We start from the raw sequence: 16,736 nt of genomic DNA on the forward strand, positions 1-16,736 counted from the left end.
AGCGCTGCTCTTGGCCGGACCTGCGGCCGCTGATTTCGATGCGGCCAGCTATCCGCCCTATGAGACATGCGCACTCTGCCACGGATTGTTCGGGCAGTCCCGGACAGCCAAGTTTCCACACCTGGCCGGACAAAAACCAGCCTATGTGCAGTCGCAGCTGGAGGCGTTCCTTTCGGGTGCGCGTACAAATGACGGCGGCCAAATGGCGAGCATCGTCACAGAACTCAAGCCAGAGGATTTTGCCGTCGTGGTTGAATGGTTCTCCGATCAGGAACCGCCAGAGCCCTCACCACCTCCAGCAGACAACGTCGGCATGCAGTTGACCGAATATGCTGGTTGCCTCACCTGCCACGGAGAGAATGGCGCGGAAAATGTACCGCACCTGTCAGCCCAGCACGCAGGATATCTGGCGAAACAAATGCGCGATTTTCGCGATGGTGCGCGATCCCACAGTGATGCCGCTGAGTTGCACCGAAAGGCATTTGTGTCATTCGGCGACGAAATTGATCAGGTCGCGGGCTACCTGGCATCGTTAGAACGGTCACCATGACTGAGCTCAATCCCATTTCCGAGACGGATCCAAGCGCAATTTTTCTGTCGGAGTATCTGCTTGAGATCAACACAGGCGCTGGTTTTCTCTCTTCCCTTTCCTCTGACGATCAGAAAAAGGTGCGGAGACAGGGAACAAGGTGCAAAGTCTCAAAGGGCGAGGGTGTCTTTTTCCAGGGCGATCCGCACACAGGTGTCTGGGTCGTGGAAAAGGGCCGCATCCGCACGTTCTATGCAGGGCCATCCGGGCGAGAGATCACCCTGGCCTATTGGAGCGTTGGCCATTTCATCGGTGGTCCGGAAGTTTTCGGCATGGGACGCCATGTCTGGTCAGCGGATGCCCTTGAGGATTGCGAATTGCTTTTCGTGTCTGGCGCAAGTCTGTTGCGCTTGGTCCGCGAGATCCCGGATGTGGCGGTCGCTGTGATCAACGGGCTGGTGAACAAAGGGAAATGCTACTCAGCGCTGATCCAGATGCTGGGCACGCGGACGGTCTCTGAACGGTTGCGACAGTTGCTGGTCATCCTGGCTGAAACCTATGGCCGCCATGAAGAAGGGCAAATCGTCGTCGACCGCGATATCACATACGATCAGATTGCTACGATTGTTGGGGCCACACGCCAGTGGGTGACCCAATCGCTGGACCGACTGCAGAGCGAAGGCGTCCTGCAAGTCAGTCGGAAAGAGATCACAATAGTGAATATGGACGAGCTATATTCCTGAGGCAGAGCTTGCATGCACCCTCACTCCGGAAAATTTGTCTTCTCCTGTCTGGGCTTTCCGCGCCATCTACTCAACACGCTTCGATCACATGAGTGTGCCAGCAAGCAAAGAGGTTGGCTCTTCTGACTTTAGTGAAAAGCAGTTGCCGTGCGTGCTTTCGGCCCCACAGTGCTCCGCTATACCGATGCTGCAGGAAAGGGATCACAGCTTGTTACCCTGAACTCTGACCGTAGGCGGTGCTTCGATGTCAAATTTATCCAGACAGCGCGCGTTTGCGGCCCGGCCCTGAAACGGCGTCAGCCAGCGCGCGCGTTCTTCGGGGGGCGGGGCGCTCAGATGGCGGAAGCGGAGAATTCCGCTTGTCGGGCAAAAATAGTCTTTGCCGGTGAAGGTTCCCTGCTGATGGCGGGTCAACTCGCTCAGCGGTGTGAGGATGCGGATGCACCTCGCTGACGCTCTGAAGATCAAGGCCCCCGTTTCAGAGAAACTGAACGGTCGCAGACTCACAGGTGATTGATGCCCGCAACCAGCTCAAACCTCACCCGACCGCAGTGGCATGTGCCTTGATAACCTTTTCCATCGCAGGAATTTGCACGAACCGCGCCGAATTGGGAGGGTCAGGTTTGTCCGGACCCGACTTTTGCCGTAGTGACTTTCGCTGCATCGCTGACAAATGGCCGGTCTTACCGCCGCCACGCAGCACAAAGCACTTAGCTGATGCAGAGACCGCTTTCTGCATGCGCGTGTAGCGGTGGTGCCGAATTCACCAGGTGGGCTCAGAGCGGAACTTCACACCGCACTTTCTGACTTCCGCCAGGCGCCGGGGCTCATACCTTTCACGCGCTGGAATTCTGCATAGAAATTCGAGCGGGTGAGAAAACCTGCCTGTTCACCGATGCTCATGATCGGGTCACGGGTTGTGCGCAGCAGGTGGGCGGCTTCTTCCACGCGGAAACCATTGATGAACTGCGATACATTTGCGCCGGTGTGCCGGTTGATGGCCTCTGACAGGGCGCGGTCGGTTACAGCGATCCGGCGGGCGAGGCGGGTCAGCGAAAGGTCGGGGTCGGTAAAAAGCCGGGTCTCCGAAAGGCAGTCTGCGGCGCGGGTCACAAGCCGGGCATCCTCGCCGGAGACCGCTGGCGCGGCCCGCTCCGGCTGGCGCAGGGCCAGAACCAGAACAACCGCAAGCACCACGAGCTGCAGCAGGCTGGCAAAGGACAGCAGTCGGGTGACATTGGCACCACCGGTGCGCAGGAAATCGAGCGCTATCACGCTGTCGAGCACGAGCGTCACACAAAGAAATCCGGCGCCGGTCAGGAAGAGCCGCCGCAGAGCCGCTGCCTTCGATACGGGCACCTGGGACAGACGGTCCGGCCCCGCACGCCAGAGCCGCAGGATTGCCCAGGCGTAGATCAGGTAGCTGACTGCGATTGCCGGATCGATACCGATGCGAAGGGCCGGGAAAGCCTGCACCAGCAGGCCGGCGGCAACTGCGGGACCTGCGTGCAGCGGCAGCGCCCGGCGGAATTCCGCGGCGCGGTCAGAGACGGCCAGACACCCCAGCCAGGCCAGTGGTCCGATCCAGAAGGGCAGCAGGCGCTGCACGGCAATGACTTCCTCAAGGTTCCAGGCAAAGCGCAGGGTCACAAGAAACGTCAGCGCCGCGATCAGCAGGGCCAGTGCCGTGAAGGCGACACGCGCGTTGCCCGGCAGCCACCGGCGCGTGACCGTGAAGACCGCAGCCATCAGGGCCACAGCCGTGAGGATCAGAGGCAGGGGGATCGAAATCATCCGGTTTAATGTCCTCGATTGCGCCTGAGTGTCCTGAAACGCCATTCAGGACAGCCGAGGCATTGCCCGAAATCGCCTGCTCGCTCAAGTCTTGTTCATCGCAACACGTCACGCAAGGAGGTTCAACATGAACACCACTTTTCACAACCTGATACTCGGAACTGCCATTGCACTGGGCCTCGTGGTGTCCGCCAAAGCAGATACTTATCAGGCCGCTGTCGCTGAATTCACCGCTGTTCACGAAGAAAGCGGCCGTGCGCTGGGCGGGCATGTCTGGTATCCTACGCGCGAGACCGGTGCGCCGCAGCAACTGCGCGGCAGTGCTGTGTGGCAGGTGGAATCGGCGCAGCCGGATGCACGTATCGCCCCCGGCGTGTTTCCCGTCATGCTGATTTCGCATGGGATGTATGGCAATTCGCTGAACCAGGCCTGGCTGGCCAAGGCACTTGCCGAAGTGGGGATCATTTCCGTGATGCCCAACCACCCGGGCACCACGAGTTTTGACCGCGACCCGGAACAGGCGCGGATGCTGTGGTTGCGCGCCACCGACCTCAGCGTCAGCCTTGATGCGGCGGCCCGTGATCCGCGCTTTGGGGATCATATGGACCTGACCCGCGTCGCAGCGGCCGGGCATTCGCTGGGCGGATACACCATGCTGGCGGCAGCCGGTGCGCGGCACGACGCGGCAGGGTTCGCCGCAAAATGTGCTGATACGCCTGACCGGCCCGATTGCGCCGCGCTGGCCATGTGGCGCGTGGGTGAGGATGAGGCGGATCTTGCGGATCTGCAGAGTGACCGGTCTGATCCGCGGATTGATACTTTCATCGCGCTGGACCCGGGCGGTGTACAGACCTTTGACGCGGAAAGCATTGCGGGGATCACCCGTCCGGTGATGGTGCTGGGCTCGGGCCGTCAGGACATGCTGGATCAGGACGTTGAGGCCCGCGCGCTGGCGGCGATGCTGCCTGCGGACGTCGTGACCCACTTCGAAATTGAGGGCGCAGGCCATTTTGATTTCATGGGGGTCTGCCTGGAGCAGGGCTACGCCATCCTCGCCAAAGAAGAACCGGGTGACGAGATCGTCTGTGCCCAGGGCACCGAACACCGGGCCGCGATGCACGAAACTCTGATCACCACCATCCGGGCGCATCTTGCCTCTGTCTGGAACTGATCTGCCCGGGCCCGGCATCCCAGCGGTGCCGGGCCTTTGGATAACCGTCATCGGGCCGTTACATCTCCGGTCGATACAGGTTGCGACATATTGTGGTCATTCAGGGGCTTGTCAGGCTGAAACCACGAGATATAGTCCTGTTATCGGAGGGATAGTCCCGCCGGACCGGACGCGGAACGGAAGAGGTGCAGTACGATCATGGATGGCGATTTCAGAACGGAATTCACACGTAACCCTGCCAGTCTGAAACACAGGCCTGCACTGGTGCTGAATGCCGACTACCGCCCCCTGAGTTATTATCCGCTGTCTCTCTGGCCCTGGCAGGAAGCGGTCAAGGCGGCCTGGCTCGACCGGGTGGACATCGTTGCCGAATATGACGACATCGTCCGAAGCCCGAGTACCGAAATCAGAATACCCTCGGTCGTTGTCCTGAAAGACTATGTAAAACCTCAAAAGCGCGTGGCCTTCACGCGCTTTAATTTATTTCTGCGGGACGAATTCCGCTGCCAGTACTGCGGCGCCCGGGGGAGCTGACGTTTGATCACGTGGTCCCCCGCGCTTCGGGGGGCGTGACGAGCTGGCAGAATGTTGTGGCGGCCTGCTCGCCCTGCAACCTCAAAAAGGGGTCCAAACCGCTGCACCGCACGGGCTTGTCACTGCGCAAGCCGCCGCGCCAGCCAGGTGCGGAGGAACTGCGCAATATGGGCCGGAAATTTCCGCCCGGTTATCTGCACGACAGCTGGATGGACTTCCTTTACTGGGACGCCGAACTCGAAGCCTGACCCCGAATGAAATTAGTATTCCCGCGATTTCCTGCCGGTTCTGCGCCCGGCGCGCGGTTTTTCCCCCTGCCTGACCGGTGGACGCATTGGCCCTTTCTGTTTCATGATCGCGCATCTGCATTTTGCGTCTGAGAAAACAGGGAGTGGTTTATGTCTTTGATGAAAACAGTAACAAAATTGGCCATCGGCTTTGCGGTGGCCAAAGGGATGGAAGCGGTCAGCCGCAAGGGCGGCATTGGTGCCGTGATGGAAGACCTGACCGGTCAGGGCGGCGGCGGTGGTGCGGCCCAGGCTGGCAGCATGGGCGGTCTTGGTGATCTGCTGGGTCAGCTTGGCGGCGCCGGCGGACAGGGCGGCGCAGGCGGCGGACTGGGTGGGTTGCTGGGGCAACTGAGCGGCGGTGGCGCGGGTGCTTCTGCCGGTGGTCTGGGCGGGCTGGGTGGCCTGCTGGGCGGTCTTGCAGCTGCGCGGGGCGGGACGGCACCAGGGGGCGGTGGCCTTGAAGCGCTGATCAATCAGGATAATCCCGTCGAAGAGCCGGACGAGGAAGACGTCGCCCGGCTGATGCTGCGGGCGATGACGCAGGCCGCGCGCGCGGATGGCGACATTGACGCTGACGAAAAGGCTAAACTGCTGCAGGCGCTGCGCGATGGCGACCCGGCGGATGTGGCTGTAATCCAGGACATGCTTGAACAGCCTGTGGATGCGGCCCAACTGGCGGCGGACACCCCGCGTGGTCTGGAAACGCAGGTCTATACCATGGCGCTCAACGCGATTGATCCCGACAACCAGGCGGAGGCACAGTATCTGCACGCCCTGGCGCAGGGCATGGGGCTTCAGCCGGCAATGGTGAACCAGATCCACGACGGCCTGGGCGCAACGCGCATCTACGGGTAAGGGCTGTCCCGCGGAAGCCGGAAATCAGGCGGCCAGGTCAATCCAGACGGGTACGTGGTCCGAGGGTTTGTCCCGGCCGCGCACCTCTTTGTCGATCTGACAATCGGTGAGCATATCGGCCGCCTGCGGGCTGAGCAGCAGGTGGTCGATCCGGATGCCGTTATTCCGGTTCCAGGCGCCTGCCTGATAGTCCCAGAAGCTGTAATGTCCGGGCCCCGGGGTCCGGGCCCTGAACGCCTCGGTCAGGCCAAGGTTCAGCAACCGTCTGAAAGCCGTGCGACTCTCGGTCCTGAACAGCGCATCTTCGCGCCAGGCATCGGGTTTTGCGGCATCTTCCGCCTGCGGGATGATGTTGTAGTCGCCCGCCATGACAAATGGGATCTCCTGCGCTAGCAGGTCCCGCGCGCGCGCCTCCAGCCGTGCCATCCAGGCAAGTTTGTAGTCGTATTTCGGACCGGGCGCCGGATTGCCATTTGGCAGGTAGAGGCCGCAGACACGTACTGCTTCGTTGTCGCCCATGACAGTCGCTTCGATATAGCGGGCCTGTTCATCACTGTCGTCGCCAGGCAGTCCGCGGGTCACGTCCTCCAGAGGGGTTTTTGACAGGATTGCGACGCCGTTGAAGCTTTTCTGGCCATGCGTTTCGACGTTGTAGCCCAGGTCCTCGAAGACTTCGCGCGGGAAGTTCTCGTCAACGGATTTGATCTCCTGCAGGAGGGCGACGTCCGGCTGCGCTTCTTTCAGCCAGGCGGGCAGCGCTTCGATCCGCGCTTTGATCCCGTTGATGTTGAACGTCGCAATTTTCATGATCCGAACTCCCGTCACCTGTCCTTTTCTATCGCGCATGCGCGCCGGTGGGGCAACCCCGGCAAAATATCACTCTGAGGGAGAGTATTAATGGAGTGATTCTCGTTAAGGTGTTCGGCGGATTTGCCCTCAAAAGGTTAATATCCACAGGCAGCGTGTCTGTGGATAAAAATTCTTTAACGAAGATTACCGCAGTGCCTTTTCTTTCCATTCTTATCCTTTAGCGGCGCGCCTCCCTGTGGATAACTCAGGGTTAACACATCCTTAACGGGATTTTTCCTTTAAAATTCGTGCTTTAGGAGCAAGCGTTAACGGGCGACCTGAACATCATCAGAAAGGGATACAAAATGATGACGAACGCACTGCTCAAAGCCGACTTTGCTCACGATGTAACACACCCTGCTGCAGATATGCACGGCGGTGAAGCCACAGCGCTTTATACGACCTCAATGCAGTCGCAGGACAGCGACATGATGTGTGGCGAGGCGACCGGTCTCTTCACCACTTCCATGTCTCCGGTTTCTGTTATGACGGGTGGCGAAACCGGTCAGTTCACCACATCAATGATTTCAGGCAGCGATGCTCTGGCGGGAGAGGCGACCGGTCTTTTCACCACATCCATGACACCTGCAAAGTGACAGCTCAGCCGGAACAGGGCCTTCCCCAAGGGTCCTGATCCGCTGATGCTCTGCGCGGCAATCCGCTGAAAGCGAAAGGAAAGCTCATGTCCAACGTGATCTCAATCGGGTTGCCGCGCAGGCCAAATCTCTCTCAGCGTCAGGGACAGCTGCTGCGGAATTTCGCACTGCACCGGCGCGACAGCAGCGATGTTTTCTGGCTGAAGGAAAATGCCGAACTGCTGAACGTTCTCGCGACATCCGGGGCCAGCCTGCGCCCTGAAGTGCTCGAGGTCTACCGGCCATTCTATGACACTGTCGCGGGACGGCTGGCCTTTTTCCCGCAGTATTACCGGTTTCTTCTGTCGATCTGCCTTGATCTTGAGGATCTTGGGATCGCGGGGGATGCGGGCACAGACATCTGTGCCACGGCCAGAGACAGAAAACTGGCGACCGCGGAGTTGTCCGATCTGCAGCGTGCCGAAGCAGAACGTCTTCTGGCGCGGCGTGGACAAGGAACACAGGATACTGCGCTTGAGGCAAGACTGCGCCGTTTTATCGGGTCGACCGGGACCTTTGCGCTGCCCAACAAGAAAGCGGCCTATGAGCTAACACACATTGTGTTCTATCTCTCCGACTACGGCCGGCATGATCCCGCGCTGAGCGAGGATGCGCTGACCAGTCTGGAGTACGCCGGACTTCTTGCCTGGCTGGATCAGGATTTTGACCTGATGTCAGAGGTTTGCGTAGCGTTGCGCTTTGCGGGTCGTGTTCCGAGCGAGATCTGGGAAGACTGGCTGGCCCTCGAAACGGGCGGCTTCGTTCTGCAACCGGCGGCTCATGGATCCGGTGCCGATGCCTATCATGAATACCTTGTTAGCAGCTGGTGGGCGTCCCATGCGGGGGCCGAAGGTTTCAGGGGCACACCGGTAGAGGGTGCCCTGATGGTAGAGCGGCGTGGCGCACCACGCGGCCCGCTGCGGCGCATTTCAGAATACCTGTTCCATCTGGGTGCGGCGCGCAGCTGCGACTGGGAACAGATGCGGGGGCTGCTGGAATCTGTGCTGGGTGAAGAGGAACACCGCATTCTCACCTGTGCCGCGCAATCCACGGCACGGTTTGGTGACTTCTTCGAAGGGTTCGCGCGAGCCGAGGGCTGAGCGTCACATCGAGAAGGATGTGCCGCAGCCGCAGGAACTGGTGGCATTGGGGTTTTCGATCACGAATCTCGCCCCGATCAGTTCTTCGGTGAAATCGATGACCGCGTCGGTCAGAAACGGCAGAGATACTGCGTCAACCACGACTTTTTCGCCGGCACCTTCCAGAATCAGATCGTCATCACGCGGCTCATCCAGGGCAATCTCATACTGAAAACCTGAGCATCCGCCGCCTTCTACAGCGACACGCAGGGCCTTGCCGTCTGTTGCCGCACCGATTTCGGCGAGGCGCTCGAAAGCGCGGGAGGTGACTTTGGGGGGCAGCTGCATCTGCTCATGCTCCGACGGTGGTTTCATTCACGGGTCGTGTACAATATAGAAATCCCCGGGACAGGCCACAAGGACCAGCGAGCTATGACTGCGCAGTATGCCTCCGATCCCGCACTGGCCAGGGGGCGGCGCGTGCGGGAAGAGGAAAGCACTTTCCGTTCGTGTTTTCAGCGCGACCGGGACCGGATTATCCATGCCAGCGCGTTCCGGCGGCTTAAACACAAAACCCAGGTCTTCATCGAGCACGAGGGCGATTATTACCGGACGCGGCTCACCCATTCCATTGAGGTCGCACAGGTGGCCCGCACAATTTCCGGCGCGCTGGGGCTGAACGCGGAACTGACCGAGGCCGTGGCACTGGCCCATGATCTGGGTCACACGCCCTTCGGACACACCGGCGAGGATGCGCTCTGCGCGCTGATGGAGCCCTATGGCGGGTTTGATCACAATGCGCAGGCGATCCGGATCGTCACCAATCTGGAGCGGCACTACGCGGATTTTGACGGGCTGAACCTGACCTGGGAAACGCTGGAAGGCATCGCCAAACACAATGGCCCCGTGACCGGCGAAATCCCCTGGGCGCTGGCGGCCTGCAACGCCGAGATGGATCTTGAACTGCACACACACGCCAGCGCCGAAGCGCAGGTTGCAGCCATCGCGGATGACGTGGCCTACAATCACCATGATCTGCATGACGGGCTGCGGGCTGAACTCTTTTCCACGGATGAGCTGGCCGGACTGCCGATCCTGCGGGAGTGTTTCGCCGAAGTTGATCAGAAATATCCCGGCCTGAACTATTACCGCCGCCGCCACGAAGCGCTGCGCCGCTTTTTCGGTGTCCTGGTTGAAGATGTGATTGTCTTTGCCCAGCAGCGTCTCGCGGAACTGCAACCTGCGTCTGTTACGGACGTCCGGCATGCCGGGCGCTCTGTGATCCGGTTTTCGGACCCGTTGTTTGAGGATCTGAAGGTGATCCGCGCGTTTCTGTTCCAGCGCATGTACCGCGCCCCGAGCGTGGTCGAGATGCGCGCGCGGGTGACCAATGTGGTCGAGGAGCTCTTTCCGTGGTTCATGGAGCACCCGGATCAGCTGCCGAAACAATGGCGCAAGGACGTGGCTGAGGCCAGCACCGAAACGGCGCTCGCGCGGATCGTGTCAGACTATATCGCGGGCATGACTGACCGGTTTGCACTCCAGGAGCATGAACGCCTGATCGGCGGGCTCTGAGCCTGTGCGGTTGACCCGGGCACAGGCCGTGATAAACCGCGCGCAACACTTCCCGAAGGACAAACGCCCGTGAACCTCTTTGCCGATATCCGTCACCTGGTGACCGAAACACTGGAAGCTATGATGGCTGATGGTGCGCTGCCGCAGGGTCTGTCGCTTGACAACGTGACGGTCGAGCCGCCGCGCGATGCCGCCCACGGGGATATGGCAACGAATGCTGCGATGGTTCTGGCAAAACCAGCGGGCATGAAACCCCGCGATATCGCTTCGCTGCTGGCGGAAAAACTGGGCGCGGATGACCGTATCACCAGTGCCGAGGTGGCAGGGCCGGGGTTTCTGAACCTGCGGCTGGCACCCGGTGTCTGGCAGGAGGTGATCCGTGCTGTTCTGGCAACGGGCACGGATTTTGGCAGGGCGTCATTGGGCAGCGGTAAAAAGGTCAACGTCGAATATGTTTCCGCCAACCCCACCGGCCCGCTGCACGTGGGGCATACGCGGGGGGCGGTCTTTGGCGATGCGCTGGCTTCGCTGCTGGACTTCGCCGGATTTGACGTCACGCGGGAATACTACATCAATGATGGTGGTGCTCAGGTCGATGTGCTCGCCCGGTCGGTATACCTGCGGTATCAGGAAGCCCACGGCCAGGAGGTGGCGTTTCCGGACGGCACTTATCCGGGCGATTATCTGATCCCGGTGGGGCAGGCGCTCAAGGACAAGGTCGGCGACGCCTACCTCGACAAGGGAGAACAATTCTGGCTGGAAGACATCCGGAACTTTGCTACCGACGCCATGATGGATCTGATACGCGCGGATCTGAAAGCGCTGGGTGTCGAGATGGACGTCTTCTATTCTGAGAAGTCTCTGTACGGTACCGGCCGGATCGAGGCGGCGATTGATGATCTGCGGGGCAGGGGCCTGATCTACGAAGGTGTGCTTGAGCCGCCCAAGGGCAAAAAGCCCGAAGACTGGGAACCGCGCGAGCAGACGCTTTTCAGATCCACCGAACACGGGGACGATGTGGATCGTCCGGTGATGAAATCGGACGGCAGCTGGACCTATTTCGCGCCGGATATTGCCTATCACTATGACAAAGTCAGCCGTGGGTTTGATGCGCTGATCGACATTTTCGGGGCGGATCACGGCGGCTATGTCAAACGGATGAAAGCTGCCGTTTCCGCATTGTCCGGCGGCACGGTGCCGCTCGATATCAAGCTGACGCAGCTGGTGAAGCTGTTCAAGAACGGTGAGCCGTTCAAGATGTCCAAACGGGCGGGGACCTTTGTAACCCTGCGGGACGTTGTGGATCAGGTCGGACCTGACGTGACGCGTTTTGTGATGCTGACGCGCAAGAACGACGCGATGCTGGATTTCGATTTCGACAAGGTGCTGGAACAGAGCCGGGAAAATCCGGTTTTCTATGTCCAGTATGCCCACGCGCGGGTTGCGTCGATCCTGAACAAAGCGAAAGAGGCCGGAATTGACGTGGCCGATGGCACACTGGAGGCGGCGGACCTTGGCCTTCTGGCGCATCCGGCTGAACTGGCCATGGCCGCACGGCTGGCGGAATGGCCGCGTCTGGTGGAAACTGCGGCGCGCTCCAATGAGCCGCACCGGATTGCGTTCTACCTCTATGATGTGGCGTCCGATTTCCACAGCCTCTACCACCTGGGCCGGTCCGACGATACGTTGCGTGCCGTCCAGGAGGGCGATGCAGCCACAAGCCAGGCAAAAATCGCCCTCGCACAGGCCGCGGCGATTGTAATTTCGGCCGGTTTGGGTATTCTTGGCGTCACACCGGCGCAGGAAATGCGGTAACACAACCACCCGGCGTCCGGACAGGCAATCGAACACGACCAGAGGGGCAATGTACCCCGACGGCAGAGCGAGGCATTGATGGCGGATATCGAATTCTCCCATGACATGGGCGGCTATGGCCGTGCATCTGAGACACGGGCGCAGGAACCTGCGGCGACGCATTCCCTGACTTTCATGACCAATCTGGCCGGCGCGGTGGTCTCACTCGCGCTGATCGCCGGGATCGGGGTCTGGGGGTACAAACTGATGGTGCGGGACGTGAGCGGTATCCCCGTCGTGCGTGCCGCCGAGGGCGACATGCGGATCCGGCCGGAAAACCCGGGCGGACAACTGGCCCGCCATCAGGGTCTTGCCGTGAATGCCATCGCCGCTGAAGGTATCGCAGAAGGCCCGGTTGATCAGGTGGTGCTGGCACCCCGCGGCGCGGCACTGACCGCTGAGGACCAGCCGGTTGTTCAGGCGGCAGCACCGGTTGAGCTTCCGGTGCGTCTGAGCCCCGCGCAGGATGCCTTTGCAACCCCCGCAGTCGCATCTGTTGCTGAAGTTGATCAGGCAGCTGCCATCAATCAGCTGGTCGAAGAGCTGACGGCTGGCAGCGAACCTCTGGCCGCGCAGAACGAAAAACCCACACTCGCAGATCCTGTGCTGCAGGCCGCAGCTGAGGCACTGCCGACGCCGAAGCCTGCCGTTGTGCAGCAAACCGGCTTGCGGGTTTCCGCGCGCCCCGTGTTGCGTCCGGCCCGTGTTCAGGCGGCAGCGTTCACACCGGCGCCTGAGACAGCAGAGATTGATCCGGCACGCATTCCGGCGGGGACACGTCTGGCGCAGCTGGGGGCATTTGAAAGCCCCGAGGTGGCGCGCAGTGAATGGGGTCGTCTCGCGGGCCGCTTTGGTGATTTCATGAACGGCAAGTCGCGGGTTATTGAAAAGGCTCAGTCCGGGGGCCGGACGTTTTACCGCCTGCGGGTCATGGGCTTTCGTGACCTGAGCGACTCGCGCCGGTTCTGTGCGGCTTTCAAGGCCGAAGGGGTCGACTGTATCCCCGTCGCCAGCCGCTGACGCGCGTTGTGACACGCTTTGGTGCCACCATCCTCGATGCTGAAGGTCTGCGCCTGAGCGCTGCGGAAAAGGCGTTCTTCCGCGACGCGAATCCCTTTGGGTTCATTCTGTTTGCCCGCAATATCGACACGCCGGATCAGGTCCGCGCGCTCTGTGACGAGATGCGCGAAAGCGTTGGCCGTGACGCACCCATTACCGTTGATCAGGAAGGCGGCCGCGTGCAGCGGCTGCGCGGGCCGGTCTGGACGGAATGGACGCCGCCGCTGGATTTTGTGAAGGCCGTCGGAGCAAGCGCCTCGCAGGCAATGTATCTCCGGTATCGCCTGATTGCCGCCGAACTGCTGGCCGTGGGTATCGACAGCAACTGCGCGCCCATGCTGGATGTTGCCGGGGCGGAAACACATCCATTCCTGCGCAACAGGTGTTATGGCTCTGATCCCGGTACGATCGCCGTGCTGGGCCGTGCTGCAGCAGACGGGATGCTGGCGGGCGGTGTCTTGCCGGTCATGAAACACATTCCGGGACACGGGCGGTCCACTCTCGACACACATTTTGAACTGCCACTGGTCACGGCCGCCCGTGCCGCGCTCAGCGGATCAGATTTCGCGCCCTTCCGGGAGCTCCGTGACCTGCCGATGGGCATGACCGCGCATCTGGTGTTTTCCGGGATAGATGACCGGCCTGCGACGCTCTCGCCTGTGATGATGCAGGTCATACGCGATGATATCGGGTTTGACGGCCTGCTGATGACAGATGATCTGGGCATGAAGGCATTGCAGGGCGAACGCGCGGATCTGGCAGCACGTGCCCTGAAAGCGGGCTGCGATGTCGTTCTGCACTGCAATGCGCCGCTGGCAGAGCGGTGTGCGGTGGCTGACGCCGCAGGTGAAATGAGCGATGCTGCACAGGCCCGCGCGGAGCGTGCACTGGCAGCGCGCAGGCAGCCGGATGATATTGACATTCCGGCCCTTCAGGCTCAGCTTGGGACGCTGTTGAACGGGGCGTGAAGGTCGGTCGGGTCCATGTCAGAGGACACTTTTGAAGAGGATAAAACCTCCGTCGCGGACCGCCTGGCGGCCGAGGCGCTGATCGTTGACGTCGACGGTTTTGAAGGCCCTCTCGATCTGCTGCTGACGCTGAGCCGGACCCAGAAGGTCGATCTGCGCAAAATCTCTGTTCTGGCGCTGGCACGGCAGTATCTGGCTTTCGTTGAACGGGCCAAAGCATTGCGCCTGGAACTCGCGGCCGACTATCTGGTGATGGCGGCCTGGCTGGCCTTTCTGAAATCACGCCTGTTGTTGCCGCCCGACCCCGAAGAAGAAGGACCCTCTGGTGAAGAGCTGGCAGCACACCTGGCGTTTCAGCTTGAGCGGCTGCAGGCCATGCGGGATGCCGCCGCGCGCCTGATGGGGCGCGACCGGCTGGGACGGGATTTCTTTGCCCGTGGCCAGACCCAGGAAGTCACCCGCACCCGTAAGATTCAGTATACCGCTACGCTGCTGGACCTGATGCAGGGATATGCGCGTATCCGGACGCGCGACGAATTCCGGCCCTTTGTTATGGACCGGGATGCGGTCTTCACGATGGAACAGGCGCTGGACCGGATGCGGGGGCTGATCGGATTTGCGGGTGACTGGACCGATATTGTCAGCTACCTGCCGGAAGGCTGGGAAATGGACCCGGTTCGGCGGCGCTCGGCCACAGCTGCCACCTTTGCGGCGTCGCTGGAGCTTGTTAAAGAGGGCCATCTGGAAATCCGCCAGTCAGAAACATTCGCGCCCATTCAGCTGCGCAAAAAGGACAGACCTGCGTGACAGACGAGACCTCTGCGACCGAAGAAGAACAAAGCCTGTTTGAGGCGCCGCCCATGGCGGAACAGGAGCGCATGGTTGAAGCGATCCTCTTTGCCTCTGCTGAGCCGGTCTCGCTGCGGGAACTTGCTGCCCGCATGCCGCATGGTTCTGATCCTGCAGAGGCGATTGTTTATCTGCGCAAGCGCTATGAAGGGCGCGGGGTGAATGTGTGCAAGATCGGTGACGCCTGGGCGATGCGGACCGCGCCGGATCTCGGGTTTCTGATGCAGCGCGAGACGGTGGAGACCCGCAAGCTGTCCCGCGCAGCCATCGAAACACTGGCGATTATTGCCTACCATCAGCCGGTGACCCGCGCCGAGATCGAGGAAATCCGGGGCGTATCGGTCAGTCGCGGCACCGTGGATCAGTTGCTTGAGATGGAATGGATCCGTTTCGGGCGGCGTAAAATGACCCCTGGACGTCCAGTAACATTTGTTGTGACAGACAGCTTTCTTGACCACTTCGGGCTGGAAAATGCGCGCGATCTGCCTGGTCTGAAAGAGCTGCGGGCCGCAGGTCTGCTGGAAAACCGACCACCGCCCGGAAGCCTGCCGGTGCCGTCAGATGCGGACGACGAGGAAGAGAGCGCGGAAGGTCAGAGCGAGCTTTTCGAGGATTGATGCCAGCGCTGCCCTGGCCGGCAACAAGATTCGGGCCGGAGTTGAAGTCGCCCGGTTATTCCGGCGCTCGGAAGTGTTTGGAGAGTTTCAGCCCCTGGCCCTGGTAGTTCGACGCAATGTCTGAGCCGTAGAGCTGCTCGGGCAGTTCGTCCATCCGTTCATAGATCAGGCGGCCCACAACCTGGCCATGTTCCAGCACAAAGGGCGCCTCGTGACAGCGTACCTCGAGCACGCCGCGTGACCCTGCGCCGCCCGCCTCGGCATAGCCGAAGCCCGGATCAAAGAAGCCTGCGTAGTGCACACGGAATTCACCGACCATCGCCAGAAAGGGTGCCATTTCAGCGGCATAACCCGGGGGAATTGTCACCGCCTCCCGGCTGACAAGTATGTAGAACGCGCCGGGATCAAGAATGATCTTGCCGTTGTCGCTGTGTACTTCTTCCCAGTATTCGGACGCGGTGTAGTGATTGATCAGATCGAGGTCGATCACGCCGGTATGCGGTTTCGCCCGGTAGCCGACCAGTGTCGTGTCCGGCAGGCGCAGATCGACAGAAAAACCGAGGCCGTCGTCAATCACCGCTTCGCCATCGACCAGCGGCGTTTCCGCATGCAGCGCGCGAAGGCTGTCGTCATCAAGAACGGCCTGGGTGTCACGAAAACGGATCTGGTTCAGACGCATGCCAGGTCGCACGAGCACAGAAAAGGAGCGGGGGCAGATCTCGGCATAAAGCGGGCCGTGATAGCCGGGTGCGATGCGGTCAAACTCGGTGCCGCCATCCGTGATGGTGCGGGTCAGCAGGTCAAGCCGTCCGGTTGAGCTTTTGGCGTTGGCAACTGCCTGCACATTTTCGGGCAGAGCCAGCGATTCCATCAGGGGAACCACATAGACACAGCCCTTTTCCAGAACGGCTCCATCAGTCAGGTCTACGCGGTGCATCTCAAACTCGCGCAGACGGTCAGAGACCCGCGCACCGGCACCGGCCAGAAAGGACGCGCGCACCCGCCAGGCGGTACGCCCCAAGCGCAGGTCAAGGCTCGCAGGCTGGATCTGTGCGTCTGTGACGTTTCGGGTGCCTGCAATCTGATTGGACGCGATCATCTGCGCGATCTGCTGACTGGGAAGAACGCCACTCATGAGCCGGCTCCTGAAAGTGCAAAGGCCCGCGCAATGGGGGCGCGGGCTCTTTGGACATGTCGGTTGATGGTCGGGCTAGCAGGACTCGAACCTGCGACCTTCCGTCCCCCAGACGGACGCGCTACCAGGCTGCGCCATAGCCCGACATGAGCCGCTTCATACCCGATCTGAGGGCCGTGACAAGAGCGAATTGCCATTGC

General features: G+C 60.9%; 16 protein-coding genes, 1 tRNA gene and 1 pseudogene. 13 read left to right on the forward strand and 5 right to left on the reverse strand.

The window, feature by feature from the left end:
- Positions 1 to 10: 10 nt before the first annotated feature.
- Both ACZ1HA_RS05760 and ACZ1HA_RS05765 read left to right on the forward strand, forming a co-directional pair.
- Positions 11 to 550 (forward strand): c-type cytochrome, encoded by a 540-nt coding sequence (locus ACZ1HA_RS05760; RefSeq protein ID WP_472713201.1) that lies wholly within the window; start codon positions 11 to 13, stop codon positions 548 to 550.
- Entirely contained in the window at positions 547 to 1,272 is a 726-nt protein-coding gene (locus ACZ1HA_RS05765) for a Crp/Fnr family transcriptional regulator (protein WP_472713202.1), read from the forward strand. The genes ACZ1HA_RS05760 and ACZ1HA_RS05765 overlap by 4 nt, the downstream gene beginning before the upstream one ends.
- Positions 1,273 to 2,061: 789 nt before the next feature.
- On the opposite strand, the gene ACZ1HA_RS05770 is transcribed toward ACZ1HA_RS05765, so the two are convergent.
- Positions 2,062 to 3,066 (reverse strand): helix-turn-helix domain-containing protein, encoded by a 1,005-nt coding sequence (locus tag ACZ1HA_RS05770; protein WP_472713203.1) that lies wholly within the window; start codon positions 3,064 to 3,066, stop codon positions 2,062 to 2,064.
- A 127-nt stretch (positions 3,067 to 3,193) separates the two neighbouring features.
- Between ACZ1HA_RS05770 and ACZ1HA_RS05775 the strand changes: the two genes are divergently transcribed.
- The 3 genes and pseudogenes from ACZ1HA_RS05775 to ACZ1HA_RS05785 all read left to right on the forward strand — a co-directional run bounded on the left by ACZ1HA_RS05775 (position 3,194) and on the right by ACZ1HA_RS05785 (position 5,916).
- The gene (locus ACZ1HA_RS05775) at positions 3,194 to 4,237 is read left to right on the forward strand and encodes an alpha/beta hydrolase family protein (protein WP_472713204.1); all 1,044 of its coding nucleotides are present in this window, start codon (positions 3,194 to 3,196) and stop codon (positions 4,235 to 4,237) included.
- 198 nt (positions 4,238 to 4,435) lie between these two features.
- A pseudogene (locus ACZ1HA_RS05780) lies at positions 4,436 to 5,019 on the forward strand (HNH endonuclease).
- Between the two features lie 150 nt (positions 5,020 to 5,169).
- The gene (locus ACZ1HA_RS05785; RefSeq protein WP_472713205.1) at positions 5,170 to 5,916 is read left to right on the forward strand and encodes a DUF533 domain-containing protein; all 747 of its coding nucleotides are present in this window, start codon (positions 5,170 to 5,172) and stop codon (positions 5,914 to 5,916) included.
- 24 nt (positions 5,917 to 5,940) lie between these two features.
- Here the strand turns inward: ACZ1HA_RS05785 and xth are convergent, their stop codons facing one another.
- Positions 5,941 to 6,723: an exodeoxyribonuclease III gene (gene xth / locus ACZ1HA_RS05790; protein WP_472713206.1), complete on the reverse strand. Its 783-nt coding sequence runs from the start codon at positions 6,721 to 6,723 to the stop codon at positions 5,941 to 5,943.
- A 347-nt stretch (positions 6,724 to 7,070) separates the two neighbouring features.
- Here xth and ACZ1HA_RS05795 point away from each other — a divergent pair, with 347 nt between their 5' ends.
- Together ACZ1HA_RS05795 and ACZ1HA_RS05800 are read left to right on the forward strand one after the other, a co-directional pair.
- Positions 7,071 to 7,361 carry a hypothetical protein gene (locus tag ACZ1HA_RS05795; RefSeq protein ID WP_472713207.1) on the forward strand — a complete coding sequence of 97 codons (291 nt, stop codon included), beginning with the start codon at positions 7,071 to 7,073 and terminating at the stop codon, positions 7,359 to 7,361.
- A gap of 86 nt (positions 7,362 to 7,447) precedes the next feature.
- Complete coding sequence (locus ACZ1HA_RS05800) at positions 7,448 to 8,500, forward strand: DUF6902 family protein (RefSeq protein ID WP_472713208.1); 1,053 nt, start codon at positions 7,448 to 7,450, stop codon at positions 8,498 to 8,500.
- A 3-nt stretch (positions 8,501 to 8,503) separates the two neighbouring features.
- Here ACZ1HA_RS05800 and ACZ1HA_RS05805 read toward each other — a convergent pair whose 3' ends face one another.
- Positions 8,504 to 8,827 carry a HesB/IscA family protein gene (locus tag ACZ1HA_RS05805; protein WP_375230866.1) on the reverse strand — a complete coding sequence of 108 codons (324 nt, stop codon included), beginning with the start codon at positions 8,825 to 8,827 and terminating at the stop codon, positions 8,504 to 8,506.
- 84 nt (positions 8,828 to 8,911) lie between these two features.
- Between ACZ1HA_RS05805 and ACZ1HA_RS05810 the strand changes: the two genes are divergently transcribed.
- The 6 genes from ACZ1HA_RS05810 to scpB all read left to right on the forward strand — a co-directional run bounded on the left by ACZ1HA_RS05810 (position 8,912) and on the right by scpB (position 15,401).
- On the forward strand, positions 8,912 to 10,054 hold the full coding sequence (locus ACZ1HA_RS05810; RefSeq protein ID WP_472713209.1) for a deoxyguanosinetriphosphate triphosphohydrolase: 1,143 nt from the start codon (positions 8,912 to 8,914) through the stop codon (positions 10,052 to 10,054).
- 69 nt (positions 10,055 to 10,123) lie between these two features.
- On the forward strand, positions 10,124 to 11,869 hold the full coding sequence (gene argS / locus ACZ1HA_RS05815; RefSeq protein WP_472713210.1) for an arginine--tRNA ligase: 1,746 nt from the start codon (positions 10,124 to 10,126) through the stop codon (positions 11,867 to 11,869).
- Between the two features lie 78 nt (positions 11,870 to 11,947).
- Entirely contained in the window at positions 11,948 to 12,928 is a 981-nt protein-coding gene (locus ACZ1HA_RS05820; protein ID WP_472713211.1) for an SPOR domain-containing protein, read from the forward strand.
- A gap of 8 nt (positions 12,929 to 12,936) precedes the next feature.
- Positions 12,937 to 13,935 (forward strand): beta-N-acetylhexosaminidase, encoded by a 999-nt coding sequence (gene nagZ / locus ACZ1HA_RS05825; protein ID WP_472713212.1) that lies wholly within the window; start codon positions 12,937 to 12,939, stop codon positions 13,933 to 13,935.
- A 15-nt stretch (positions 13,936 to 13,950) separates the two neighbouring features.
- Positions 13,951 to 14,742 (forward strand): segregation and condensation protein A, encoded by a 792-nt coding sequence (locus ACZ1HA_RS05830; RefSeq protein ID WP_472713213.1) that lies wholly within the window; start codon positions 13,951 to 13,953, stop codon positions 14,740 to 14,742.
- Positions 14,743 to 14,795: 53 nt separating this feature from the next.
- Positions 14,796 to 15,401, forward strand: a complete 606-nt coding sequence (gene scpB, locus ACZ1HA_RS05835; protein WP_472715290.1) for an SMC-Scp complex subunit ScpB — start codon at positions 14,796 to 14,798, stop codon at positions 15,399 to 15,401.
- A 55-nt stretch (positions 15,402 to 15,456) separates the two neighbouring features.
- Here the strand turns inward: scpB and ACZ1HA_RS05840 are convergent, their stop codons facing one another.
- Positions 15,457 to 16,536: a 2'-deoxycytidine 5'-triphosphate deaminase gene (locus tag ACZ1HA_RS05840; RefSeq protein WP_472713214.1), complete on the reverse strand. Its 1,080-nt coding sequence runs from the start codon at positions 16,534 to 16,536 to the stop codon at positions 15,457 to 15,459.
- A 67-nt stretch (positions 16,537 to 16,603) separates the two neighbouring features.
- A tRNA-Pro gene (locus tag ACZ1HA_RS05845) sits at positions 16,604 to 16,680 on the reverse strand.
- Positions 16,681 to 16,736 lie beyond the last annotated feature (56 nt).

This window comes from Roseobacter sp. S87 (genome assembly GCF_055693285.1).